Origin of the sequence: Pedobacter sp. (assembly GCF_039594775.1) — a bacterium.
Lineage (GTDB): Bacteria > Bacteroidota > Bacteroidia > Sphingobacteriales > Sphingobacteriaceae > Pedobacter.
This window is the reverse complement of record NZ_JBCNMT010000001.1, coordinates 917557-943328: the sequence shown is the minus strand read 5'-3', so window position 1 is coordinate 943328 and position 25772 is coordinate 917557. Positions and strand designations below refer to the sequence as shown.

Sequence of the window (25772 nt, the reverse complement as noted above, 5' to 3'; positions counted from 1 at the left end):
GAAATGAATTTATTACATAGCTTTCCGCTTCGCTACAGGTCAGGGTGACGCAAATCAATGCTCCGTCATGCTGAATTTAGTTCAGCATCAGTTTAAGAGAAATTCTTAATACACTAGTTATCTAACTCAAGTTACTAAATGAAAAAAATGCGAAAGCGAAATTTATTCGTTTTCGCATTTCGTTTTTAAAACCAACAACGATAAAGCAAAATACTCCTACAACTCGAACAATCAGACTAAAAATATGCCCTCACCTGCATATTTCCAGTATGCACGGTATTTACCGCTGGCGATTTGCGACCTTCATAGCTAATATTTAGCTGTACGCCATTGCCAATGGTTCTTTGCAGCGCCAAACCCCAAGTATAGTTATTGCCCACTTGCAATCCTGATAGCATCTCATAACCAATAGTGCTATTGCCGTTGCCTGTAAACTTATTATTGATGTAACTAATTTTTCCAGTAAGCACACCTCTTTTCAATACGTTATAACGACTTTCTGTAGTGAAAGTGATATTGGTATTCTTCTCCCCTCCTAGTGCCTCAGTATTACGCTGATTGCCATATACGCCAAGAAAAGTAAGCCTAAAATCTGTATTAAACTGATAGTTGAACTCGGGTAACAAATCCAAATAAGTGATTTGGTAATTACGCTGTGAAAATAGTTCCGATTGATATTTTTTACGCCCTTGGTTAACAGTCAAATTAAGATTGGCACTTCGCACGGGCGAAGTTCTTATCCGTAGTCCTGTCTCGTTACGCTTACGACTATCAAAGCCATTGCTCAAAAAGCTCCTTCCGCCATCGGTAAGGTAATTAAAGTCTACGCCAAACTTCGGATTATTTCTATCAAAAAACAGTGTGTTCCTCAAAAAAGAACTTAACGACACTAGATTTTCGGCATCAATTCCTGTATTAAAGGGATTATAAACCTCCAAGCCTTTGCTTGCTAAAATCTTTCGGTCTATTTTATAAGAAAGTTGGTTGGTGAATTTGCCCAATAATTTGTTAAAACCTTTTGAGCCTTTCAAAATAGCACTTGGGGTAACCCTAATGCTTTGGTTAATCCCTGTGAAATTGGTGCGAATATATTCGGTACCTGCTGTAAAAACACGGATGTATTTGGCTTGGTCGGGAAAACGGGAAATCTCAAATTCGTTCAGTTCCTTAATGCCATTGCCATTGTAATCGTTCCAAGCATAAACACCTTGCCCAGGCAGTACTTCCAAATAGGTAATTTCTCTTCGGGGTTCCTGTCCGTTTCCTACCTCGTAGTACAGCGATGTATTGATAAAACCTTTCAATGCATTCAAGTTATAATCTAATCTGCCCACTAAGCTTTCATCGCTGTTTATCGAGGCAAAACCATTAGTATAATCTGTTTTACGGTAGCCCGAAGTTAGGCTCAGCACCGAATTGGCATTTTTGGTTAAATCTACCCCAAAATTTACATTTTGAGAATGGGAGCTATTCAGCAATTGAGTACCTCTAGGCAATTGGTCCTGTCTGTAACTATAATCCAGTTTGTATCGATTGCTTTGACCTGCCTTACTTTGCAGATACAATTTATAGATGTGATAAGAGAAGCTATTCCCCGTTAAAACATCAGTTTGCTTGTCGCTAGTGAGATTATGCTGCTGTTCAAATACAAATCCCGCAACCAGACTATAAATCTCTCTATTCACATCTAAATAGTGTTTAAAGAAAGTACCTTTGTTAGCTGTAGCATCAGAATTCAACAAACTACCATCGTACTTTAAACCATATTTCCCTTGTTTGTACAAAGCGCTCACCTTATGTAAATAGCCTTGATATTGCGCTTCTCTACTGAAAGTATTCAATGTATACGAAATATGTTGCTGCTGATTATTGTACAGTTGTACACCTGCCGAGAACAAATGCTCTGTTGCGGGAACGGTAATGGCATCAAGGTTAAAATCACGATTAAACTCCACCATCCTATACCTTTCAATAGGTTTAAAAGTTTTGCTCACGTACTCATAATTAGCCGATGTATTGAGTTTTAAGCCCTTTTGGTTAAGCTCAAATGGATGTAGCGCATCTAGCTTTAAACCATACCCACTTACGTTGGCAACGCTTTTATTGGCAAATAAGTTGACATTGTTATTGCTGATGGCAAACTCGCTGCTGAAAATACTCTGCTTTTTTGGTTTATAATTGGCCGCAATGGTAATAAGCTGTTGTTGTTTTGGGGTAATCAATAAAGTAATGGGCTCATAACTTCCCTGTGAAAGGCCGCCCACTGGTTCTACAAATTCATAAACCTTTCCGTTTGCTGCCGATTGGTTATTGATGCGATAATTACCCTTTCCTTCACCCACATAAGAAAAACCTACCCGATACTTGGCCAAAGCTGGGTCGGTAGAATAGCGATAGTACTCAATGCCGCCAACAGACACCAGCTTTTCATACAAAATTTCATTTTCGTTAAAAGGTACTTCGGTTACATTTGGATAGTAGGCTTGCGAAATGTTTTGCCCTAAGCCAGCCATAAACTGCTTTTGAGCATCATTTAGGGTTTGAAGGAAAGGCTGGTTCCGATTATCTTTCTCGTTATAATAGTTCAGTCTAAAAGCAAGCTGTTGGGTTTCTATCTTTTGATTTAAATAGGTTAACGAACGTGAATAATTCTTATCAGAATATTCAAACTCCACCGAAATACGGGTATTGAGATTAATAAGCTGTTTGGCGGTAAAGGTAATTTCGGCGGTATTATAATCAATCACATAATCATTGTCTTGGCCACGTAACAAAGGTACGCCATCAATATAAACACGCTCCGTTCCCGCAATGACCACAATGTAAGTTTCACCATTATTTCCTGTTAAGCGATAAGGCCCTTGGTTGCCTTCCTGCCCCATGATTTGGTTGCGGGCCGAACGGCCTTTAGCCACCGCAGCAGCCACCGTAGTACTAAAACGAATACCTTTCTCCGTTTTAAACTGATGGTTTATCATAGCACCCTGCGTGCGCTTATAAAAGTTCATGAAATAACTATCTGGACGCCTCAACTCGTAATCGCCAGCGGTGAGTACTGTGCTATCTTTTTTAATCTGCACAAACACTCGGTCAAACTCGTTCAATTGCTGGGTATTTCCTTCGGGCTGAATGGGTAGGTTATCATCAGAAATGGCTGCTAGAATTTCAATGTCGTTGGCAATTTTACCCGACATTTGCAGCACCATATTAGAGTTAACGGAAAGGTTTTGATTGTTACCAAACATAATTCCTCTGGAAATACTTCCACTTTTGTTCAGTCCTTTCATGGAGAACAGTGTGTTTTCTACCGTTTGGGGTTTGTAAATGTAACTATCAGTACCACTGATTACCGACTGCTCTAACTTTTTAAGGTCTTTGTGCTGATAGGTTTTAGAGAAAAGAATAGGAAAAACCTTGTAACGCAATTCCAAAGAAACACCCTCGGTCCCATTCCATAAAAAGGTTGCCTTGCCATAATCTATTTGATAAAGCGAGGTGTCTACATTAACATTTTCATTATACCTGGCGCTGAATGATTGGGGAACGATACTCAAACTATCCAATGAAATGACAGCGCGGGAAGTTGTTATTTTTTTGAATCTTTGATTAGTGTTGAGCTGTGCTTTTAGTTCAGTACTTATCAAGACGAGTAAAAACGATATGAGGCCCCATTTGAGCATTTTAAACCAAAGGGAAAGTAAGGTAGAATATTGTACCATTATTTAACACCGACGTGAATTCTACTTTTCCGCCAGCATTTTCTATCGCTTGTTTAACGAAGGCCAAGCCCAAACCCGTTCCCGATGATTTAGTGGTAAAGTTGGCCCTGAAAATACTACTATGCAAGTTAGGATCAATACCTTTCCCATTGTCTTCTACCTCCACAAAAGCCTGCTTTTCATCGTTGACAATATGTACTTTGATTACACATTTTTCTTTGCCATCTGCAGCTTCTATCGCATTTTTGAATAAGTTATTAAATGATCTTAGCAATTGGTCTTTATCACCTAAAACCAAAACTTCCTTGTTGCTTCTATTCAGCACATGGATTTCTACATGATCTACCGAACTGAAAACCTCCTTAGCCTGTTCAATAATTGGCACCAAAGCAATATGCTCCAATTTGGTATCTGGCATTTTAGCAAAATTCGAGAACTCTGATGCAATGGTGGCCAAGCTATCAATTTGCTCTACAAAAGATTTGTTAAAGCTGGCAAATTTCTTTTCAAAATTAGGGTCTTTTTCTCTCCAAGACTTTTCTAAAAGTTGTACCCCTAATTTTAGCGGGGTTAAAGGGTTTTTAATTTCATGGGCTACCTGCTTTGCCATTTCCCGCCATGCACTTTCTCTTTCGCTCCTAGCCAGTTTATTAGCACTAATCTCCAGTTCGGCAATCATTTTATTGTATTCCTTAATCAATACCCCAATCTCATCCTGTCTATGCCAAACAATAGGCTGATTGGTCTGCCCCAGTTTCGTTCGCCTAATATTTTCCTGAATAAAGGTCAATGGGCTTGTAATTTGATTGGCCAAGAAAACCGCCAATACTCCAATGAGCACAAATACCAAAGCATAAATATTAATCAGGGTATTAATGAATAGGCCAATTTTTGCCTGATAATCTTCTTCATTTGAATAGTAAGGTACACTTAAATAGCCCACCACTTGGTTGTTAACATTTCTAATGGGCGCATAAGCTGCAGCATAAGTAAAATCTCCAATTTTTTCTACTGGATTAATATATTCCGATTTTTGTTGTACCGCCAGCTGCATGTAGGCCATAGGCCCCATCTTACGCCCAATAATTCCTAAATCATATAGTTTTGGCAAAGAAGTTAGATATAGATTACCTTCGATATCAAAAAGATTAAGATAAACGCCATTCACATCTGCAAACTGGTTAAATTCAAATTGTGATTCGCTATTATTACTAATAGTTCCCGGCAGAGCAATATGCTTTTCATAAGCCAGCTGTACCTTCCTTAATTTTTCCCTAACCTGCTCTGTTTGCTGTTCCAAATATTGGTGCCTAATGTTAAAGAAAGTCGTCCATCCTACAATAACCAAAGTGGCAACTACCGAAAGTACAATGGAAAACTGTATACGTGTTTTATAGAGAATTTTGTTGGCATTGATCATCAAATACCTATTCAAGTTAAATAGGCCTCCACGACTGTCACTAATATTTACCGCCAGCCAGGTAATGATATACACAAGTACACCAAAAATGATAAAAATCAAAAAGAAGAAGGACAGTGTGGCCAAACGGACTGTAAAATCTACTTTCTCAATACTAATGACAATTAAACGATTATTTGCGGGCTTATATACTGCATGGCTGTAAGAACCCGCATTGGTATATTCATTTACAAATTCGATGTTATCTCTTTCGCCTTTGAACACCGTATTGAACATTGGGTAAACATATTTGCCCGACTGTCCAAAAAGCTGATTTTGTTTATAAAATGCCAACGAATAATTACTCAGATCTTCATCGCTTTTTAACTTTCCGTCAATAAGCAAATCTGGGAAAAAGCTACTGTAGTCGTAAGGTCGTGAAGTCAGCTCCACAACCATAGTTCCCAAAAAACTATCGCCATCAAAAACCGGAATGATCCCAAAATAATTCTGAAAGCCAAAGGTATCGTTAACCCTATAAAAATAATTTGCCTGCTGTGTTTTAACCGCCCCAAATTTCACCAAGTTCTTATACTTGTTAATAGGTAAACTTTCGGCACTTTTAAGGGACTGGTCGTTACTATTATACTCGAAAATCTTGTATTCAAACCTGGATAAATAGCCATCGAGATAATTCTTGGAGATATAATTATGAAAATTGGAGGTTTGTATTAATAAAGGTTGCTTGAAATAGCTCACCACTTGTGAATCGATAGTTAGACCATGCTCCAAAAGCTCTATCGCGTTCATCACTTTAGGATCATCTTCATTCATCAATTTCCTAGCAATGCCAGAACGGGTGGTTCTTTCCTTTATATCTTCAAATTTGATGTATTTGATAGAAGTAATGGTAGCCATGCATAAAAATATGACAGCCATTACCGACACCGACAGCCTACTTTTTTGCGTATAATGATTGTAACCAATCATGAATATGAGTAGCGCATACACAAGATAAAAGACCGTGTAGTCTATTACTAGCATATAAATGGTATAACCTACCAACAAAATCAAAAACACATACAGTTTTTGGCGAATGCTGATTACAAATTGGTTGCAAAGTGCCACCATTGCACTCACAATCAAATAAATGTTAAGCCATACCAAACAGAGAATAAAGATGCTGAGCCAACTTATCCATCCTAAATTAATAATGTTACTAATATTGAAATCTATCTTTGAATAGTACACTACTCCAAAAAATAGGTCCTCGGTTAAAAAGCCCAATCCACCTAATAGCGCCGCAAAAAAAACAAAGAGAAAATAGTTTGCGATTTTATTATGGGACATCCACTTAGGCAATCGATATTCTTTTCGATGTGCATATATAAAAATCCAGATGCACGTAAATGCCAATACGTTCAAAAGTAAATCACCTAGGGAAGGTAAAAAGTCGCTTTCCGCATAAATACTCGGATCAAAGACTTTAAGGTCAAATTGATGGTTGAACCAAAAAAACTTTAAATCAGTTATCCTTAGGGCAACAAAATAAAAAATAACTAAAAAAGTGCCCCAGAGTAATCTTCCACTTCTGGCCAACGCCAGACCACATGAGTTGACAAACAGGCTTACAAAAACTACCCCAATAATCCATAGCCATAGCTCTGAACTGGTATAAATATTATCTGTATAGTTATTGCTAAGTTTAACCGTGAAGAGGTAATCTTTGTTAAGGCTAAAAATCTCTGTGGTTTCCTTATCGGTAAATGAAGCTATTTCTAGCGTTTTTTTATCGTAAAGCCCTGGCCAAATTTCATTCTTCAGGTATTGGTTTTCAATACTGTATTGCGCTTTTACGGTAATCATAAAAACAAATACATAGTGACCTACCGTTTTTTTAATTAGCTCGTAATAACCATTGGACAGCAGCACGAGAGAAGTTCCTTCCTTCAGCTTTTCTATATTTGATGGCAGCGCCCTATAAGTACTCCAGTATTCTAATTCATGGTTTTTATAGACAAAAACATTGACCCCGCTCTCCCTATAAGTGGCGATAAAGCTATTAGCCAAACTCTCATCGACGCTAAATTTCTTCAGCTCTTCTAATTTTACAGGTAACGTAAGATAGTCGTATACTATTCGTTCTCTTGCCAATAAATTCTCCTGCAGTTCATTGGCTTCATGGTGCAACAGGTCTTGACGGGTAATTGAGTTACGCAACGATATTGCCGTTACAAAACAGCAAAGACCTAGTAGCAACATCAATAACCTAATTTTTATTCCTGTATTCAAATTCGGCAGCTTTAAAATATAAATATACAGAATTGGGCTTGTCTAAAAAGCAAAATCTTTATTCCCGGCGTATAAACACAGAAAAAGTTATCCCTTAAATGAGGATAACTTTTTCCATATCTATTGAAGTTGCCTATGCAACTTATGATTAATTTAACAGTTATGCAACTGTTGCACTACTGGTTTGAACATCTCTGCTCACTTTTTTAACCAATCCCTGTAGCACATTACCTGGTCCTACTTCTACGAAATCATTCCCGCCATCTGCAATCATATTGGTAGCCGTTTGTGTCCATCTAACAGCTCCAGTAAGCTGGGCAATTAAATTTTCTTTAATCACGGCCGGGTCGTTAGTTGGCAATGCATTTACATTTTGATATATAGGACAAACTGGCGCATTAATTTCGGTTGCTTCAATAGCCGCCTGTAATTCTACTTTTGCGGGTTCCATTAATGGTGAATGGAACGCACCACCTACATTGAGTTTTAAAGCTCTTTTTGCACCTGCTGCTGTTAATTTCTCACAAGCTTTATCAACCCCTTCAATAGTTCCAGAGATCACCAATTGACCAGGGCAGTTGTAATTTGCGGGCACGACTATCTCTTCTATTTCAGCGCAAATCTGCTCCACCACCTCATCGGCCAGGCCCAAAATGGCGGCCATGGTAGACGGTTGAATTTCACAAGCTTTTTGCATCGCATTAGCACGAGCGATGACCAATTTCAAACCATCTTCAAATGATAAGGCATTAGCAGCAACCAAGGCCGAAAATTCACCCAAAGAGTGCCCCGCAACCATCTCTGGCTGAAAATCATCACCTAAAACTTTAGCCAATATTACCGAGTGCAAGAAAATTGCAGGCTGAGTTACATTGGTTTGTTTTAATTCTTCATCAGTTCCGCTGAACATGATCTCGCTAATACGGAAACCAATAATTTCATTTGCCTTTTCAAAAAGTTCTTTAGCCAATGGACTGTTTTCGTACAAATCTTTGCCCATGCCTACAAACTGAGCACCTTGCCCAGGAAAAATATATGCCTTCATACCCTTTAAATATTGTTGGTTATTTTATTGTTAAATTGATGGAAAGACAAGCTACCACCTAAAAACCGTATTGCATTATTCCGCAATTTACGGTAAAATCGTATTTCGTAAATCCATACCTGCCACAGCAGGCAAGGTAAAATCGTAAATCCTTAATCCAAGCTTGCGGTAATTAACCTTAAAAACTCGGCTCTGGTTTTATCGTTTTTCATAAACTCACCAGTAAATGCCGAAGTGGTAGTTACCGAATTTTGTTTTTGCACACCACGCATAGCCATACATAAGTGTTTACATTCAATTACCACCGCAACACCAGCAGGAGACAAGGTATTTTGGATACAATCCCTGATTTCGTTGGTTAAACGTTCCTGTACCTGTAAACGACGAGCAAAAGCATCAACCACTCTTGGAATTTTGCTCAAGCCCACAATATGTCCATTTGGGATATAAGCAATATGTGCTTTACCAAAAAACGGCAACATATGGTGTTCACACATCGAGAAAACCTCAATATCCTTTACCACTACCATTTGGCTATAATCCTCTTTAAACATGGCCGACTTCAAAATCTGCTCCGGCTTAATGTCATAACCATGCGTAAGATATTGCAAAGCCTTGGCCACACGCTCAGGAGTTTTCACCAAACCTTCTCGTTCTGGATCTTCCCCCAAACGTCCCAAAATATCTTTGTAATGTACCGCTACTGCATTAATCTTATCTTCGTCATATCGATCTATTTTTTGGTAGCCCAATAGTTCTTCTTCGTGGTCGTGTTCGTGTGCCATAAATGAGATGTATTAGCCGAAATATTCGACGTAGTTATTATCTGTTTCGTAAATTTTAATGCAATGAAGTTGGGCTCCACTCTCGCCAACATGAGGTGCCAATATATCCCAAATGGCAATAGCCAAATTCTCTGTAGATGCCAATTTGCCTTTCATGAAATCCACATCCAGGTTAAGATTCTTATGGTCTACCTTATCAATTACATGTTTGTTGACAACCTGTTTCAGCCATTTTAAATCCACCAAAAAACCAGTTTCCGGATTTACTTCACCCTTAACCGTTACAAATAGCTGGTAGTTATGTCCATGCCAGTTCGGGTTTGCACATTTGCCAAAAACCGCAGTGTTTTCATCCTCACTCCAATCAGGACGGGCAAGTTTATGAGCGGCATTAAAGCTCTCCCTACGTGTAATATAAATCATCTTTAAAAAATAAAATGCAAATATACAGATAAAGTCAATAGACTGCCGTTGATATTGCCCCGAAGTTAAAATATGAATATGTGCTTACTATTGGAAAAGCAATGTATACTTAGCATGGCAAAGTCAGTCCCACTTTCCGCTACCATCTTTTTGTTTGCCCTTGTTGTCATTCCGAGGAACGAGGAATCTATTCCTAAACAGCTCAGCCAAACAGATCCTTCACTAACGTTCAGGATGACACAAGAAAACAAAAAGTATTTCCACTTCAATCGGGTTTAACTCACAAAATACTATGGCAATCGCTCACAAAACATCCAGAAAATAATCGTTACTTAGCACTATGAAAACTTTGGTAGTGGCAGCAACCCAAGCTGAAATAGCACCCACGCTAGCACATTTTGGAATTGCTTCAAACAACTTTATCGAAACCGAAAATTTTGACCTACTCATAACCGGTGTAGGTATGGTAGCTACCGCTTTTGCATTGGGACAAAAGTTAAACAATAAATATACGCTAGTACTCAATGTGGGCATTGCTGGCAGTTTCGACAGAGAAATTAGCTTAGGAGAAGTAGTAAATATCACCCACGACACTTTTGCTGAATTAGGTGCCGAAGACCATGACAATTTCATCACCTTACCGCAATTAGGCTTTGGCGAAAATTCTTTTTCCCCCACCACCGAAACAGCACTGACCTTAAGAGAAGTGAAAGGTATTACCGTAAACAAAGTGCATGGCAATGCTCAAAGTATCGAAAAAACTATTCAACTACACCAACCCCAAACAGAAAGCATGGAAGGTGCCGCTGTTTTTTATGCTTGTCAGCAATTAAACATTCCTGTTTTGCAAATCCGCAGCATTTCTAATTACGTAGAACCTCGCAACAGAGAAAGCTGGAAAATCGGTTTAGCCGTTAAAAACTTGAATGATTGGTTAATCGGCTTCATCAATAAGTCTTCTAACTAAGCATTATGGCAAATCAAAATGCACCTAGCCCAATTATCAAAGTAGATGAACTAAAACTGCTTACCGAAAAATCTCACGACCTAGTGATTGTAGATGTAAGCAATGAAAAGAATGCTAAGGAAAATTATCTTCAAAGACATTTAGACAACGCCATATTTCTCGATTTAAACACAGATCTTGCTGATATCAAAACAGACTTGGCTCTTGGCGGACGGCATCCGTTACCACAAATAGCAAATTTTCTAGACGTTCTATCGCGTATCGGCATCTCGCCAGATACTCACATCATCATTTACGACCACAAAAACGGCGCAAATGCAGCCGCAAGATTTTGGTGGATGATGAAAGCTATCGGGCACAAAAATGTACAGGTTTTAGATGGCGGTTTTCAGGAAGCCGAAAAAAGAAACTATCCAATTAATGGCCATGTTCCAGTTCCTAAAAAAGTGGGCAATTATCCAAGTATCACGCATTGGCAGCTACCAACAAACAATTTAGAAGAAGTAGATTTAGCATCAAGGAGCAAAAGCCACTTAATTATAGATGTACGAGAAAAACCTCGCTACGATGGAGAATTTGAACCCATTGATTTAATTGCGGGACATATTCCCAATGCCATAAATATTCCCTTCGTAGATAATCTTGAAGAAGGAGGATTGTTTAAAGCTCCCAAAAAGCTAAAGGCAAAATATCAGGAAGTATTTAAAGAATTCGACAACGGTAAAATCATCGTTCATTGTGGCTCCGGCGTAACAGCATGTCATTCACTATTGGCCATGTCATACGCAGGGTTTGGTATTCCTAAATTATATCCTGGCTCATGGAGCGAATGGAGCAGAAATAATAAACCAATTGAAAAGCTTTAAACTTTTTAAACCTTAATCTAAAACGGGGAGTTTGTTTAAAAAAAACTATCTGCTATAATTGAAAAATAATGCCCCTATGTGTCTATATGTTTGTATTTATTAAAAAGGAAATATAACCACATAGACACATAGTAAAAATAATTGAAGCTCAAATGACGCTTAAATTTATTTCATCACGTAAATTTACCGCATGGAACTTACCCTTGGTTTTTCGCCCTGCCCTAACGACACCTTCATTTTTGATGCCTTAATTCACAGCAAAATAGATACAGAAGGCTTAAGCTTCAAAGTATTTTTTGATGATGTAGAAACCTTAAACCAAAAGGCTCTACGCGGCGAGCTAGACATTACCAAGTTGAGTTTTCATGCCTTTGCTTACGTTGCCGAGCAATACGCCTTGCTAGATGCAGGTAGCGCTTTAGGTTTTGGCGTTGGTCCTTTGTTAATTTGCAAAAAGGAAAACGCAGAGCGCATAGAAAGCCAGCTAAAAAATGGAAGCTTTGAACTAAAAACTGGCATCCCAGGCAAATACACCACGGCTAATTTTTTATTAGGCGTAGCCTATCCGCAGCTCACCAATAAACAAGAAATGGTATTTTCGGAAATTGAAGATGCCTTATTAAATGATGAAATAGACCTTGGCCTAATTATTCATGAAAACCGTTTTACCTACCAAGCCAAAGGACTGCACAAAGTGATTGACTTAGGTGCTTATTGGGAAGAATTTTCAGGTTGTGCCATTCCATTAGGAGGCATTGTGGTGAACAGAAATTTACCTTTGGATATTCAAGAAAAGGTTAACCGATTAGTAAGGAAATCGGTAGAATATGCTTTTGAAAATCCTAAATCGGGCATTGAATTTATCCGCGAGCATGCGCAGGCCATGGAGGAAGAAGTGATGTATAAACATATCGAGCTATACGTTAATCAATACTCGGTAGATTTGGGTACTGAAGGCCGCAAAGCAGTTGACACCTTGTTCGATATCGCTACCAAAAATGAGATTATCCCTCCGATAGGAAAGAGTTTGTATGTGAATGCTTAGGATACTTTAAGATAAAGGAACAAGGATTAAAGAGCAAGGATTAGTTGTAATCACTATCTCTCACGTACTGTCATGCTAAATTTATCGAAACAGCTGAAACCACTTAAAAAATCCTTCGCTTCACTCTGGATGACAAACTAGAATTGCTTCCTACATTGCAATAACGAACATTCCTACTTTTTCAGAAAAATAACCCCTAGCAACTATCCCCTAATTACTGATTACAAGGCCCTTCAGGTATTTCTTTGCTCATCTTGAGCACTTTGGTCACCACCATCGTAGAGTCATAGCCCCCAGTAACAGTAGTAGTGTCTGATTTTACCAAATGGCATTCCACTTCTATATACACTGGGGTGTAGGGTTTTTCGAAACCTAAGTTGGTATATTCCAGTTCCAAGTTCTTTGCGCTATCGGCCACCCAGTACTCACGCCCCTCATCACAATCGGTAAACGATTTTACTTCTGGACCATAGCTATACAGGCCTTTTAAAGTTAAAGATTTACCTTTTTCTTGCTCTGAACCTTTGTTACCACTACAAGCCCATAAAAGCCCCATGGCCAACAATACTACACAAACTAACTTTTTCCTGGTACACATATGCTAGAGATCTTGGTTAATACGATCTATCTTTTTAACGCTTAAATTTGATGCCAAACCTGCCGCTATAAAAGAAAAAAAACTTACAGTGGCAAAAACCAGCACAAAATCTTTCCACTTTAGGGCAATAGGGTAAGCATTAGAAAACATAAAATTTGCATCTCCCATTTTAACCCAGCCAAAACGCTGTTGAAGCAAGCAAAAAATCAATCCTATTAACACCCCAAAGATACAACCTGTAAGTGTTATCATCATACCTTCTGCTAAAAAAATTCGCTTTATTAGCCTCTTTCCCGCCCCAAGGCTACTTAGCACCGATATATCTTTTTGCTTGTCGATGACTAACATGGTTAACGAGCCAATGATATTAAAAATTGCGATGATCAGAATAAAGGTCAGTATAATGTACACCATCCATTTTTCAGAACCTAACACATTATAAAGCGCCTGATTTTGCTCAATCCTATTTTTCACTACATAGCTACTGCCCAAATCACTCTCTACCTTTTTTTTAAAGGCTTCGGCATCCACTCCCGTGTTTACATTAATTTCAATAGCAGAAACGTCATTAGGCTCGCCAAGTAGCTCTCTAGCAAAGCTAAGAGGAACGATGAGGAGATTATCAAAATCTTGCTGTACTTCAAAAATGCCAGCTGGCGAAATACTCAACATGGTGAAATCGTCCATAGGATTGGCCGAATTTCCTTGGGTGCCTTTTTTAGGCGAATAAATCTGTAATTGTTCAAAGGGGTCAGCAGGATTTACACTTAGGAATGCCTGCAATGCAGAACCTAGCACAGCTTGTGGCTGGCCAACCCTATTCTCCAGTACAAAAGTCCCCTCAACCATAATGGTATCCAAACTTTTGTTTTTAAGGAAATCATTACTAACACCTTTAATCATTGCCGGCGTTTGCTTACTGTCGTACCTCACCAATGCATTTTCGCTTAATACTTCGGTAAACGAATAAACCTTTTCATCCTTTCTCAATTGATTGAAATATGTGGTATTGGGATTAAAGGTTTTTCCTTTGGCAGGTATAACCACCACTTGCGGAGTGATGCTGTTAAACATCTTCAATACCATTTCCTCAAAGCCGTTAAATACGGATAGGATAATAATCAACGCAGCACTGCCCACCAAGACACCCACCATTGAAATGGCCGAGATGATATTGATGGCATTGGTAGACTTCTTAGCAAAAAGATACCTACGAGCGATATAGAGTGCTGTGTTCACCTAGTAAAGATAAGTTTAGTGGCAATAAAATGTTACACCAAAAACGGATTGTTTAATTTTTCGTAGCCAATGGTAGTACTTGGACCATGTCCCGGATGAACCTCACAATCGTTTGGCAATACAAATACATTATTTTTAATGCTATTAATAAGTTGTTGGTGGTTACCACCAGGTAAATCCGTACGGCCGATACTTCTATAAAACAATACATCGCCACCAATGAGGAAGTTCTCATTTTTAGCATAAAAACATAAATGTGCTGGCGAATGACCTGGCGCAAAAATCAATTCTAACTGGCTATTTCCAAAGGATATGGTACCTGTTTCTTCTAAAAATATCTCTGGCTCCGGCGAAACTTCATATTGAAACCCCATTTGAGGCGCATAACTTACCACACGGTGCAACAAGGGTAATTCTCCTTTATGAAACTGTGGTTTCAGCCCCCATTGATCAAACACGAATTTATTACCTAATACGTGATCAATATGGCAATGTGTATTCAACAACAATACAGGTTTTAGTCCATTATCCTTAATAAACCGAACCAACTCATTCTGTTCACTTCCTTCGTACATTCCAGGATCGATAATAACACACTCACTGGTTTCATCGAATAAAACGTAAGTATTTTCTCGATATGGATTAAAAGTGAATTGTTGGATATTGATCATAATTAATGGTTAAAAAATTGAAAGGTTTAAATGCCGGAACGTTGCAACGTTGCAACATTACAACTTAAATTTACTTCTTCCATCTAAAGCTGGCAATTAAACTATCAATATCCTGTTTGATAAACTTAACCACTGGCTGAATGGAGTCGTATTGCGGGCGTTCATTGAAATATAACGCGCCACGTAGATAATGGTTTACGCTATCGGTGAGGAAAAACTGTACAGAAGAAGCGGTATTACCTTCTATACTATAATAAATGCCATAAACTTTTTTATCTGGATAGTTGATAATACGCTGATCAATGGCATCGGCCTTTATGGTATGCTTCATAGCCAAACTACGAGCATTTTCGGTCATTTCATTATAGGTCTCTGGCGAGAAAACATCGTAATAAGTGATGTGCAACACCCCATTAAAAGGCGTAAAATCTAGATTTTTCCAACAAGATTGGGCATTCTTATCCGTATCAGTCGTTAATTTGGCATAAGTTGGATAGTTGAAACTATAGGCACATTCCTCGTTAAAAACCTGATACTTTCTCTCTGGGAAATGAATCCGAAAATAGCCTTTGGGTTTAGGTGTAGCTACCTTTTCACCATTGCAAGCAAATAAGCTAGCCAATAATGCGGTCAGACAAAAATTTCGAATCGATGTACTCATATGATGAATTTTGAATGATTGAGTTTTAAATGATTGGAATATTTTAGCACTATCATTTGTCCATCTGAGCATTCCGTCATTATCTATAATTATTGAATAATTAAATTAAATGATCGAATATATTAATTCTAGCATCCTCTCATTACTTATCGTTCCAAATATCCCAAGAACGCTCTGCCTGTAAATGTAACATTTCTAATCCGTTCTTTATAGCTGCTCCTTGCGCTTTAGCTTTGGTCAAAAATTGAGTTTCTTCGGGGTTGTAAACTAAGTCGTACGCTAAATGCTGCTCACTAAGATGTTGATAGGGAATTGGCGGAAACGAATCAATGTTAGGAAACATGCCCAAAGGGGTTGTATTTACTAAGATAGTATGCTCCTCCAGCACATCTTTGGTTACGCTAGAGTATAACACCGCATTTGGCTGTGCATTTCTAACTACTGAAATAAATGGAATCTGCAGCTTATTGAATACGTATTTCACCGCCATTGCAGCCCCACCATCGCCAAATATTAAAGCCTTTTTGTGGTGAACCTTTAACAAAGGTTTCAAAGATTCTTCGAAACCATAAACATCAGTATTATATCCCTTTAAACGAGGTTTATCTCCTGATTGATCAATAGAGATGCAGTTCACCGCACCAATTTTTTCAGCAGCATCATCCAATTCTGTCATAAAAGGCATTACACTCACCTTGTGTGGAATAGTTACGTTCAAGCCGCAAAGCAAAGGATCAGCCTCAATTAAATCGAGCATATCTTTTGCCTGAGGTATAGGATGAAGTTCATACTTGCAATCGTTGATTCCCTCAGCTTTAAATTTATCAGCAAAAAACTGCTTAGAAAACGACGCCGACAGAGGAAAACCGATTAAACCAAAAGTTCTCATAAAAGTAGTTTGTATTGCACTGATTTCTGCGGGAATAACTTCATTATTTCGAAGCCATTTCTCGCAAAAATGTATTTATTATTTGTTCAAGAAATAATCAAAAGTATCACCACGTAGGCCCAAACGAATTGTTTCCAAAGGAATTACCTCCGCAGGAGCAATATTACCTAAATTAACGTTGGTGCCAATCAATTTAATGAACCACACTTGTTGCTCCTTTTGCGGGGCTTCCCATATAATACGCTCATCAGGAATCTGGGTCAAAATTTCATCTACCAAGCCTTCCCTTACCTCTCCGGTACCACGATAAATACCCACATTTCCGCCTTCTCTTGCTTCGGCAATTACCTTCCAAGACCCTGCTTCAATTTCGGCCTTCATTAACTGAATCCATTTGTATGGAGCAAAAATTTTAGTAGCATCTTTAGAACCTACTTCAGAAATTACCGTAACCTGTTTAGCTAATTTGGCAATGTACTCGCACTTCTCTTCGTGAACAATATCCATTGAACCGTCAGAAACCTCTGCATATTCCATCCCGTATTGGTCTAACACACGCTGATAATCTTCAAATTGGTTTCTAATGGCAAAAGCTTCAAAAAGAGTCCCCCCAAAATATACAGGAATACCTGCACTACGGTATAAAGCGAGCTTTTCTTTTAGATTTGGAGTAACAAAAGAGGTTGCCCAACCTAGTTTTACAATATCCGTATGTACGCCAGCAACTTCTATAAAATCTTCAACCTGCCTTAAACTTAAGCCCTTGTCCATTACCATGGTAATTCCTTTTTGGCGTGGCTTGCTAGTACGTTCAGGAATGTTGTTTAAAGTATAATTCATCTATTTTGTGTTGTATTTCCATCATCGATGATGGAGCTTTCATTGAATACGCAACAACACAAGGGTTTATTGCATATCCAATCGGCTGCAAAGTTAAAAAACTCTGCCTTTTTTTAGGCACACACCAAGTTTAAGTTTTTGTTTTTATTTGATGTATTTACTGATAATGGTAACAATTGTGCTATTATTTGACAATTGCGGTAGGTATTCGAACAAGATATAGTGCTTTTGCGGATCTATTTGCAAAGCATTTTCCAAATAATCTACCCCCTCCTGACTTTTGCCCAAAGCAAACATGTAGGCTACCATTCTGTAATATAGTTCTGCGGCATCTGGATTGTTCTTAATGGCTTCGGCCATGGTTTCGGAAGCTTCAACCAACTTACCTTGCTCATAAAGCACTGTCGAAAAATCCAACCATGCCTCTACATCAACGGGATTAAACTCTACTACTTTGTAATAAGCTTCTATCGATTCATCTATTTGGCCAAGTTTATAATGGGCATCAGCCATCGCGAACCAAAAATCCGCATTTTCTTCATCAAGATCCAGGGCTTTTTTGTAGAAATGTAACGATTCGAAATAACGTTCCTCAAAGTTCAAGGTCACACCAATCCCAAACCAGGCATCTGCCATTTTAGGGTCCATTTTCACCGACTTCTTATAGTAAGACCTAGCCTCTCCCATTTGCTCCAATTTCTCATAACATTCTCCAATGGCACAATAGGTGTCGGCATTAGGAGGCTCATACTCAAAGGTCTGCTTATAAACTTCAATGGCCTCTTCATACTTATCAAGTTGCACTAGAGCGTTTCCTTTGTTAAAATAAGCTGAAGCAAAGTTTTCCTTTATTAAAATGGCATAGTCATAAGCATCAATGGCTTTTTCAAAAAGCTCTAGCTTATGATAAGAATTGGCTAAATTATACCAAGCAGCGTACGAGTAAGGGTCATTATCGATATACTCTTGATAAAACTGAATACTTTCCTCTTGCTTGTCCAAAATATCATAACAGAATGCAAGCTCATAAAGCCCGTCCTTGTTCTCCATATTTTGCTCTAAGCTACGCTTAATGTAAATAATTGCATTTTCGTAGTCGTGCATATTTTGATACACGTATGCAATTTGCAATAAAATTTCGTCGGTGGTTTCAGCCAAGGTGAGTGCCTTTTCGTAATTCTCCAAGGCTTCCGAATGGCGATCCATGTTCTGATATATATTTCCTCTCAGCACATAGATATCCGCTTCGGACGGCTCCAACATTTCTGCTTTTTCAAGCGCCGCAAAAGCACGATCTACCTGATTGGTAAACAATAGTAATTGCGCCTGCTTCACCAAAAAAACGGCTGCATAAGGGTGCTGATTCAACGCATAGTCAATCACTTGCAGTGCCTTTACAGGATCATTCTTTTCGATATAATTGTCAATTATATATTCAAAAGCTTGCGCATCAAAAAAATACTGATCCTCATTACGGATCATCTCTTCATAACGTTCTACTGAATTTTGCGCATCTTCATTAAATTCAAATTCAAATTCTTCTTCCATATCTTTGAATATTTAAAAGAACAGTCCCTGTTTGTTTAGCATTACATCATAAGTTTACGCTATTTATTAAACAGCACAGCAAAATAATTATCAACATACACACAATATGCAGCTCAAATGTTTATAAATAAAAGATTTAGGCAATCTAAGGTGTGGATGTCTTGCAACGCCAGAGGGGCTCTTTCTTTACTTCAATACAAATTTCGATATATTTAGTTTTAAATCAGTAAAACTAAAGTCATGAATTACCTAAGATTTGCGCTTATTTTGGCACTATTCACCTTTACAAATACAGTTTACGGACAAAAAAACAGCCAAGAAGAAGGCATTAAAAAAGCTATTAACTCGTTGTTTGATGGCATGCGCAAATCGGATAGTACCTTAATGAGGTCTGCCTTTAACCAAGGTGCCATTTTACAAACCATTGTTAAAACCAAAGCGGGAAATAACGAGGTAAGAAGCACAGATTTAAATCTTTTCATTAGCAGCATTGGAAAACCCCATTCATCGGTGTACGACGAAAGAATTGTATTCACAAAAATTTTAATAGATGATGGCTTAGCCAGTGTTTGGACCGATTACAAATTTTATATCAGCGATAAATTTAGTCATTGCGGGGTAAACTCTTTTCAATTGGTGAAAATAGGTGCCGAGTGGAAAATTACCTACCTGATAGATACCAGAAGAAAGGAAAACTGTAATCCTTAGCGCAGTTAACCGTACATAGATTTTTATTTAATGGGGTTCAAAAATCTATGCATCCGTAGCAAATTCGATAAAGTCCCAATTATCTCTCTTATTTTTTGTTGATTTGTATTATCCTTATCAAAAACAGTATATATGAAACCAGATATCAGTTCGATTTTAGCCCAATTGGGCATCGCAGGATTTAATCCATCATACAGTACCGGAAGTAAATGGAGCCATGCAGCAGATGGACCACATATCCATAGCATGTCGCCAGTGGATGATGAAAAAATCGCTTCGGTTTTTGCAGCCTCCATGAAGGAATATGACCATGTGATCAGTACCGCCCAAGAAGCGTACAAATATTGGAGCAAAGTGCCCGCTCCAAAACGTGGTGAAATAGTGCGCCAACTGGGTGATGCTTTAAGGAAACAAAAAACTGCTTTAGGCACACTTGTGTCTTATGAAATGGGGAAAAGCTTACAGGAAGGATTAGGCGAGGTGCAAGAAATGATTGACATCTGCGATTTTGCGGTAGGACTTTCCCGCCAGCTATATGGCTTAACCATGCACAGTGAAAGGCCAAGCCACCGGATGTACGAGCAATGGCATCCACTAGGAGTAGTGGGTATTATTTCGGCCTTTAATTTTCCTGTGGCGGTATGGAGCTGGAATGCTGCATTGGCCTGGGTTTGCGGAAATGTATGCGTTTGGAAACCATCAGAAAAAACACCAATTACGGCAATTGCCTGTCAACGAATTGTGGAAGAGGTTTTTGCTGCTAATGATATCCCAGAGGGTGTTTCTTGTTTGATTATTGGCGACAGAGAAATTGGCGAACTGTTAAGTAACGACACTAGAGTTCCTTTAATTTCGGCCACCGGCTCAACTAGAATGGGCAAATCAGTAGCCATGTCGGTAGCCAACCGTTTAGGGAAAAGCATTTTGGAACTGGGTGGTAATAACTCCATCATTATCTCCAAAGATGCAGACTTAGATATGTCTTTAATTGGGGCTGTTTTTGGCGCTGTAGGTACAGCAGGGCAACGTTGTACTACTACACGCAGGCTTATCATCCACGAAAGTGTTTATGAAACCTTTAAAACCAAATTGGTAAAAGCTTATGGCCAATTGCGCATTGGCAATCCTCTAGACCAGAGTAACCATGTGGGTCCGCTAATTGATAAAGATGCCGTGAAAGCCTATCTTACTTCCATTGAAAAATGTAAGGCCGAAGGCGGTAATTTTGTGGTAGAGGGCGGCGTATTAGAAGGTGACGCTTATCACTCTGGCTGCTATGTAAAACCTTGTATTGCCGAAGTGGAAAATCATTATGAGATTGTACAACACGAAACTTTCGCACCAATTCTTTACCTCATTAAATACAATGATTTAGAAGAAGCTATTGCTTTACAAAACGGTGTTCCCCAAGGCCTGTCATCAGCTATTATGACCTTAAACTTAAGGGAAGCGGAGCTTTTCCTTTCGGCACAGGGCTCTGACTGCGGCATTGCCAATGTAAACATTGGCACTTCGGGTGCAGAGATTGGAGGTGCTTTTGGTGGTGAAAAAGAAACTGGTGGAGGTAGAGAGAGTGGTTCTGATGCTTGGAAAGCCTATATGCGCCGACAAACCAATACCATCAACTATTCTGATACTCTGCCATTGGCGCAAGGAATCAAGTTCGATTTGTAATCTTGGATATACATTAAAAAACCAAAAAGGGCAGTTCAATAATTGAACTGCCCTTTTATATTTATATAGAGCCCTTTGCGGGAGCGGATTTTATTTTGCCAATTCAGCGGCAGCAATACTTTCCAAAGTAGGAGCCACAACTTTAGCTTGGGCAACATATTTAGGAGCAATAGATTTGATATCTGAAGTACCTGCTACAAACTGTCCTGTGCTCATTTTTGCTGAAGTTCCCATTAAGGCGAAGTGCTCTTCAGTTGAACCGCTTAATTTTAAGCTAGCGTTGTCGGTTACCGAAGTGTTTAAACTCACTGTTTTAGCGTTGATATCAGCAGTAGCTCTATCTTTTAACACTACATCCAATGTAAGGAAACTCACTTTACCGAAAGTTTTTACCGTTGCATTATCGCCAGCCTCGATAGCTGTTAAGTTGCGTACATAAACTGTTACCGATAGTGGTTCTTTTTCGAAAGAGCTGATGCGCAACACACCGTCTTTTTGTTGTACCAACGCATTTTTAGAATAGTAGCTGTCGTACACTTTTACACTTTCGGTTGGTGCCTGTACCACAAACACTTCAACATTGCCAGATACTACAATTTTGTTGATGTTTTTTACCTCGTTTAAAATGGTAAAGTTTTTTTCTTTAGCGCTATTGTTGTTGTTAATTTTACCGCTTTCATTTGCGAAAGCTGAGCTGCTCATTACTACTAAACCTAATACAGCTGCGAATAAATTTTTAATAGAAGTTTTCATGATGTTCTTATTTTAATGTCTTTAATTTCTTTTTTGGTGCCATCCATTTTGGAAAGCTTTCGATAATAAGACATGCTGAACGACAAAAGGTTGCACGCATATTTATTGTTTTATACCACAGGCAAGTAACCCTAGACCAACGCCTGTAATTTTTCGACGAACGCCCTCCTATTTTTTTAAGATTCTGTCTTTAACTTAGCGTAATTAAGACGGAGATGGATTCTTTCTGAAAAAGAAAGTTGGTATTGCATGGCCAGTGCAGTCCCGCTTATTGCCTGTGCCGTTATCCCTGTCATCCTGAGCCTGTCGAAGGATAACTATAGCGCCAACGCTTCGACAAGCTCAGCGTGACAAACAAAAAGTATTTACACTTCAATCGGGTTTAGCATGCTCCAACCTGTGCAGTATACCTGCCAACTAAACCCGACAGCAATGGAAAACCCGCAAGCGAGCAAAGCGAGTGTGGATTTGAAATGAATAGCGGGACTAAACTTAAATAGTTACAGTATATTGCTTTTCAAATAAAACTTACACGAACAGCTTTGTCAATCTTTATTTAGTGTCTCCGTGTGATAAGCTTGACAAAGTTAGGCCTGTGCGGTGTGTAACATAATTTTTAGGCATTGCTTTGAAAAAACAAGTATTTGCTGTAAGTTTAAAATTTTTTAACAGCTTACCTTTTAATTGTTTTAGCCTTTAATAAATGTTACGAGTAAATAGTTCAGCACCCTGTCAGATTGTGTATTCTTTATGCAAACACGATTATCTGGGCTATTTAATTGAACCACATATTGTTCAGCTCAATCCGCAAGGCGATTTTTCGTTAACCTATCAGCGCTTATTTACGCACACGGCGCAAGAATTTGCCAAACATTTAACGGAACTGGATTTTAAATTGATCAAAATCCTTGATGAAACTGAACAAGATTTCATCATCAAAAAATATTACAAAAAAGCCATTAGGCCCTTCGAGTTTTTCAGCAAGTTTTACGACCAAAAATTTTACGATTCGGTACGTCCCAAAATTGAAAAAAAACTAACCGAAGTCCTAGAAATCCTTAAAACAAAGGGCGGACTTTACTTGATGGACAAAGACGGTTGGCCTGCCGAGCGAAAAATTGAACTGGCTACCGAAGCTTCAACCATTCTCTTCCATTTCAGGCGAAACGAGGTAGAAACCCGCTATTTCCCTACCATTAAATATCAAGGGATGCGCATTGATTTTATGTTTAAGGATGCGCAAGTCATTTGTAACCAACCCGCTTGGTTATTACTCAATGACGTGCTATACTTTTTTGAGCAGGATTTTGAAGGCAAAAAATTGACTCCTTTCCTCAACAAACGATACATTACCATTCCCAAGGCTACCGAGGAAACCTATTTTGAAAAATTTGTAGCGCCGCTCATTGAAAAATACCACGTGTATGCAGAGGGTTTTGAAATTAAAACCGAAAAGCACGAGGCAAAAGCAACCATTAAGGTGATTTATGTAGAGAACGGCGTTTCCCAAATACAGCTTTATTTCAAATACGGCAGTTATTCTTTTGCCATGGGCAATGAGCATAAAGTGACCGTTAGGCTGCAAAAGGACGGCGACAATTATACTTTCATCCGCATTAAGCGAAATATTGAGTGGGAAAAAGAGCAGTTCCATTTTTTAACCAATTTGGGCCTCAAAAAAGTGAGTGCGCTTTTCCACCATTTGGAGTTGCCCAATCTTAACGAAAACCATAATGCCTCATATGCCATCATTAGCTGGGTAAATGAGCATATCGACACTTTAAAGGAAAAAGGGTTTGAAATAGAACAGGCCAGCAGCGCCAAACGATTTGTATTGGGCAGTAACAAAATTGATTTCGAAATTAAAGAAGATAATGACTGGTTTGACATTAATGCCATTGTTTACTTTGGCATCCATCCTATTCCTTTCATTTCTTTAAAACAACATATCCTACATAAAAAAAGGGAGTTCATTTTGCCAGATGGCGATATAGCGATTATTCCAGAAAAGTGGTTTACGCAGTATAGCAGTTTGTTTAGCTTGGCTGATGGAAGTAAGCACCTAAAGCTTAAAAAATTCCATATTGGCCTGATCAACGATTTGGCTGAAGATAGCATTGCCAATGTAACGCTTGACCGCAAGCTGCAAAAACTGAACGATTTTGAGCAAATCGACGATTTTTCGATGCCTGAAAATTTCAAAGGCGATTTGCGTCATTACCAAAAAGCAGGCTACAATTGGTTCAGTTTTCTACGTGAATACAACTTTGGAGGCTGCTTGGCCGACGATATGGGTTTAGGTAAAACCATTCAAACCCTAGCCATGCTCCAAAAAATTAAAGAAGAAGATTTATTGGCAGAAAAGCATAGCACTTCGCTGATCATTATGCCCACTTCCTTAATTTATAACTGGCTTAATGAGGCAAAAAAATTTACGCCTTCGTTAAAGATATTGTCGCATACGGGCACTAATCGCAACAAGGACCTTGCCCATTTAGATAAATATGATGTGGTAGTCACCACTTACGGCGTTACCCGTGTGGATGTAGATTTATTACAGGGGTTTTATTTCAACTATATTATTTTAGATGAAAGCCAGAACATCAAAAACCCTTCTTCAAAGTCATTTAAAGCGGTGAGAATGTTGAAATCTAGGCATAAGTTGGTACTGAGCGGTACGCCAATAGAAAATTCGGTTAGCGATCTTTGGACACAACTTACGTTCTTGAACCCAGGTTTATTGGGCACGCAGTCTTTTTTTAATGAGGAGTATGTGCAGGCTATCGAAAAACGTAAGGATGAGGATAAAGCCAAGAAATTACAGGCCATTATCAAGCCTTTTGTTTTGCGCCGTACCAAGGAACAGGTAGCGGCAGAATTGCCTCCAAAAACGGAGCATATTTTCTATTGCGACATGAGTGAGGACCAGGCCACTTACTACGAAAAGACCAAGTCAGCCTACCGTAATGACTTGCTGAGCAACATGGACAATGGCACTTATGCCAAAAAGCAAATCCAAATTTTACAGGGCTTAACCGCATTACGCCAATTGGCCAATCACCCGGTGATGATTGATGATGCTTATACTTCTGACTCGGGCAAATTTGAAAATGTAATGCATACTTTAGATAATGTGCTTGTGGGTGGCCATAAAGTGCTTATTTTTTCTCAGTTTGTAAAACATCTGGAAATTTTCAGGAAACATCTGGACAAACAACAGATCAATTATAGCTATTTGGATGGAGGCACTAAAAACCGCGGGGAGATTGTAGCCGATTTCCAACAGAACGAAGACATAAGAGTATTCCTGATTTCCATTAAAGCAGGTGGTGTAGGGTTAAATCTTACTCAAGCTGATTATGTGTTTATTTTAGACCCTTGGTGGAATCCTGCTATTGAACAGCAAGCCATTGACCGTACGCACCGTATTGGGCAGGACAAAAAAGTGTTCATTTACAAGTTCATTTCTAAAGATACCGTGGAAGAAAAAATATTGGCCTTGCAGCAACGCAAAAAGTCATTGGCCAGTTCGTTAATCACTACAGAAGAGAGCTTCTTTAAATCGCTAAGCAAAGAAGATATTCAAGAACTTTTGGCCTAGCGGTAGCACTTAACTTATTTGTTTTTTACTTTTGACTTTAAACTTTTTA

Annotated in this window: 19 protein-coding genes; 6 read left to right on the top strand and 13 right to left on the bottom strand. The window is 38.7% G+C overall.

Features of this window, described 5'->3' with window-relative positions:
• Positions 1-236: 236 nt before the first annotated feature.
• The 5 genes from ABDV71_RS04105 to ABDV71_RS04085 all read right to left on the bottom strand — a co-directional run bounded on the left by ABDV71_RS04105 (position 237) and on the right by ABDV71_RS04085 (position 9663).
• Positions 237-3719, bottom strand: a complete 3483-nt coding sequence (locus tag ABDV71_RS04105; protein WP_343531151.1) for a hypothetical protein — start codon at positions 3717-3719, stop codon at positions 237-239.
• Complete coding sequence (locus ABDV71_RS04100) at positions 3682-7380, bottom strand: ATP-binding protein (protein WP_343531562.1); 3699 nt, start codon at positions 7378-7380, stop codon at positions 3682-3684. The genes ABDV71_RS04105 and ABDV71_RS04100 overlap by 38 nt, the downstream gene beginning before the upstream one ends.
• Positions 7381-7570: 190 nt before the next feature.
• Positions 7571-8455, bottom strand: coding sequence for an ACP S-malonyltransferase (gene fabD, locus ABDV71_RS04095; protein WP_343531150.1), 885 nt, complete (start codon positions 8453-8455; stop codon positions 7571-7573).
• 152 nt (positions 8456-8607) lie between these two features.
• Positions 8608-9240 carry a GTP cyclohydrolase I FolE gene (gene folE / locus ABDV71_RS04090; RefSeq protein ID WP_343531149.1) on the bottom strand — a complete coding sequence of 211 codons (633 nt, stop codon included), beginning with the start codon at positions 9238-9240 and terminating at the stop codon, positions 8608-8610.
• Positions 9241-9252: 12 nt separating this feature from the next.
• Complete coding sequence (locus tag ABDV71_RS04085; RefSeq protein ID WP_343531148.1) at positions 9253-9663, bottom strand: 6-carboxytetrahydropterin synthase; 411 nt, start codon at positions 9661-9663, stop codon at positions 9253-9255.
• A 340-nt stretch (positions 9664-10003) separates the two neighbouring features.
• On the opposite strand from ABDV71_RS04085, the gene mqnB reads away from it, so the two are divergent.
• From mqnB to ABDV71_RS04070, 3 genes are all read left to right on the top strand, one after another.
• Positions 10004-10630: a futalosine hydrolase gene (mqnB, locus tag ABDV71_RS04080; RefSeq protein ID WP_343531147.1), complete on the top strand. Its 627-nt coding sequence runs from the start codon at positions 10004-10006 to the stop codon at positions 10628-10630.
• Positions 10631-10635: 5 nt separating this feature from the next.
• Positions 10636-11496 carry a sulfurtransferase gene (locus tag ABDV71_RS04075; RefSeq protein ID WP_343531146.1) on the top strand — a complete coding sequence of 287 codons (861 nt, stop codon included), beginning with the start codon at positions 10636-10638 and terminating at the stop codon, positions 11494-11496.
• Positions 11497-11686: 190 nt separating this feature from the next.
• Positions 11687-12541 (top strand): 1,4-dihydroxy-6-naphthoate synthase, encoded by an 855-nt coding sequence (locus ABDV71_RS04070; protein ID WP_343531145.1) that lies wholly within the window; start codon positions 11687-11689, stop codon positions 12539-12541.
• Between the two features lie 214 nt (positions 12542-12755).
• Here the strand turns inward: ABDV71_RS04070 and ABDV71_RS04065 are convergent, their stop codons facing one another.
• The 7 genes from ABDV71_RS04065 to ABDV71_RS04035 all read right to left on the bottom strand — a co-directional run bounded on the left by ABDV71_RS04065 (position 12756) and on the right by ABDV71_RS04035 (position 18987).
• Positions 12756-13139, bottom strand: coding sequence for a hypothetical protein (locus ABDV71_RS04065; RefSeq protein WP_113647922.1), 384 nt, complete (start codon positions 13137-13139; stop codon positions 12756-12758).
• Between the two features lie 3 nt (positions 13140-13142).
• Positions 13143-14378, bottom strand: a complete 1236-nt coding sequence (locus tag ABDV71_RS04060) for an ABC transporter permease (protein ID WP_343531144.1) — start codon at positions 14376-14378, stop codon at positions 13143-13145.
• 32 nt (positions 14379-14410) lie between these two features.
• Positions 14411-15049: an MBL fold metallo-hydrolase gene (locus ABDV71_RS04055; RefSeq protein WP_343531143.1), complete on the bottom strand. Its 639-nt coding sequence runs from the start codon at positions 15047-15049 to the stop codon at positions 14411-14413.
• A 70-nt stretch (positions 15050-15119) separates the two neighbouring features.
• The gene (locus ABDV71_RS04050; protein ID WP_343531142.1) at positions 15120-15710 is read right to left on the bottom strand and encodes a gliding motility lipoprotein GldD; all 591 of its coding nucleotides are present in this window, start codon (positions 15708-15710) and stop codon (positions 15120-15122) included.
• Between the two features lie 142 nt (positions 15711-15852).
• Positions 15853-16599 carry a shikimate dehydrogenase gene (locus ABDV71_RS04045; RefSeq protein ID WP_343531141.1) on the bottom strand — a complete coding sequence of 249 codons (747 nt, stop codon included), beginning with the start codon at positions 16597-16599 and terminating at the stop codon, positions 15853-15855.
• Between the two features lie 78 nt (positions 16600-16677).
• Positions 16678-17439, bottom strand: a complete 762-nt coding sequence (locus ABDV71_RS04040; RefSeq protein ID WP_343531140.1) for a phosphosulfolactate synthase — start codon at positions 17437-17439, stop codon at positions 16678-16680.
• A 144-nt stretch (positions 17440-17583) separates the two neighbouring features.
• Entirely contained in the window at positions 17584-18987 is a 1404-nt protein-coding gene (locus ABDV71_RS04035; protein WP_343531139.1) for a tetratricopeptide repeat protein, read from the bottom strand.
• Between the two features lie 240 nt (positions 18988-19227).
• Between ABDV71_RS04035 and ABDV71_RS04030 the strand changes: the two genes are divergently transcribed.
• A complete protein-coding gene (locus ABDV71_RS04030; RefSeq protein ID WP_343531138.1) occupies positions 19228-19695 on the top strand; it encodes a hypothetical protein in 468 nt (155 codons plus the stop codon).
• A 132-nt stretch (positions 19696-19827) separates the two neighbouring features.
• The gene (locus ABDV71_RS04025) at positions 19828-21369 is read left to right on the top strand and encodes an aldehyde dehydrogenase family protein (protein ID WP_343531137.1); all 1542 of its coding nucleotides are present in this window, start codon (positions 19828-19830) and stop codon (positions 21367-21369) included.
• Between the two features lie 90 nt (positions 21370-21459).
• On the opposite strand, the gene ABDV71_RS04020 is transcribed toward ABDV71_RS04025, so the two are convergent.
• Positions 21460-22122 carry a DUF2807 domain-containing protein gene (locus ABDV71_RS04020; protein ID WP_343531136.1) on the bottom strand — a complete coding sequence of 221 codons (663 nt, stop codon included), beginning with the start codon at positions 22120-22122 and terminating at the stop codon, positions 21460-21462.
• Between the two features lie 703 nt (positions 22123-22825).
• On the opposite strand from ABDV71_RS04020, the gene ABDV71_RS04015 reads away from it, so the two are divergent.
• Positions 22826-25723: an SNF2-related protein gene (locus tag ABDV71_RS04015; protein ID WP_343531135.1), complete on the top strand. Its 2898-nt coding sequence runs from the start codon at positions 22826-22828 to the stop codon at positions 25721-25723.
• Positions 25724-25772: the final 49 nt, after the last annotated feature.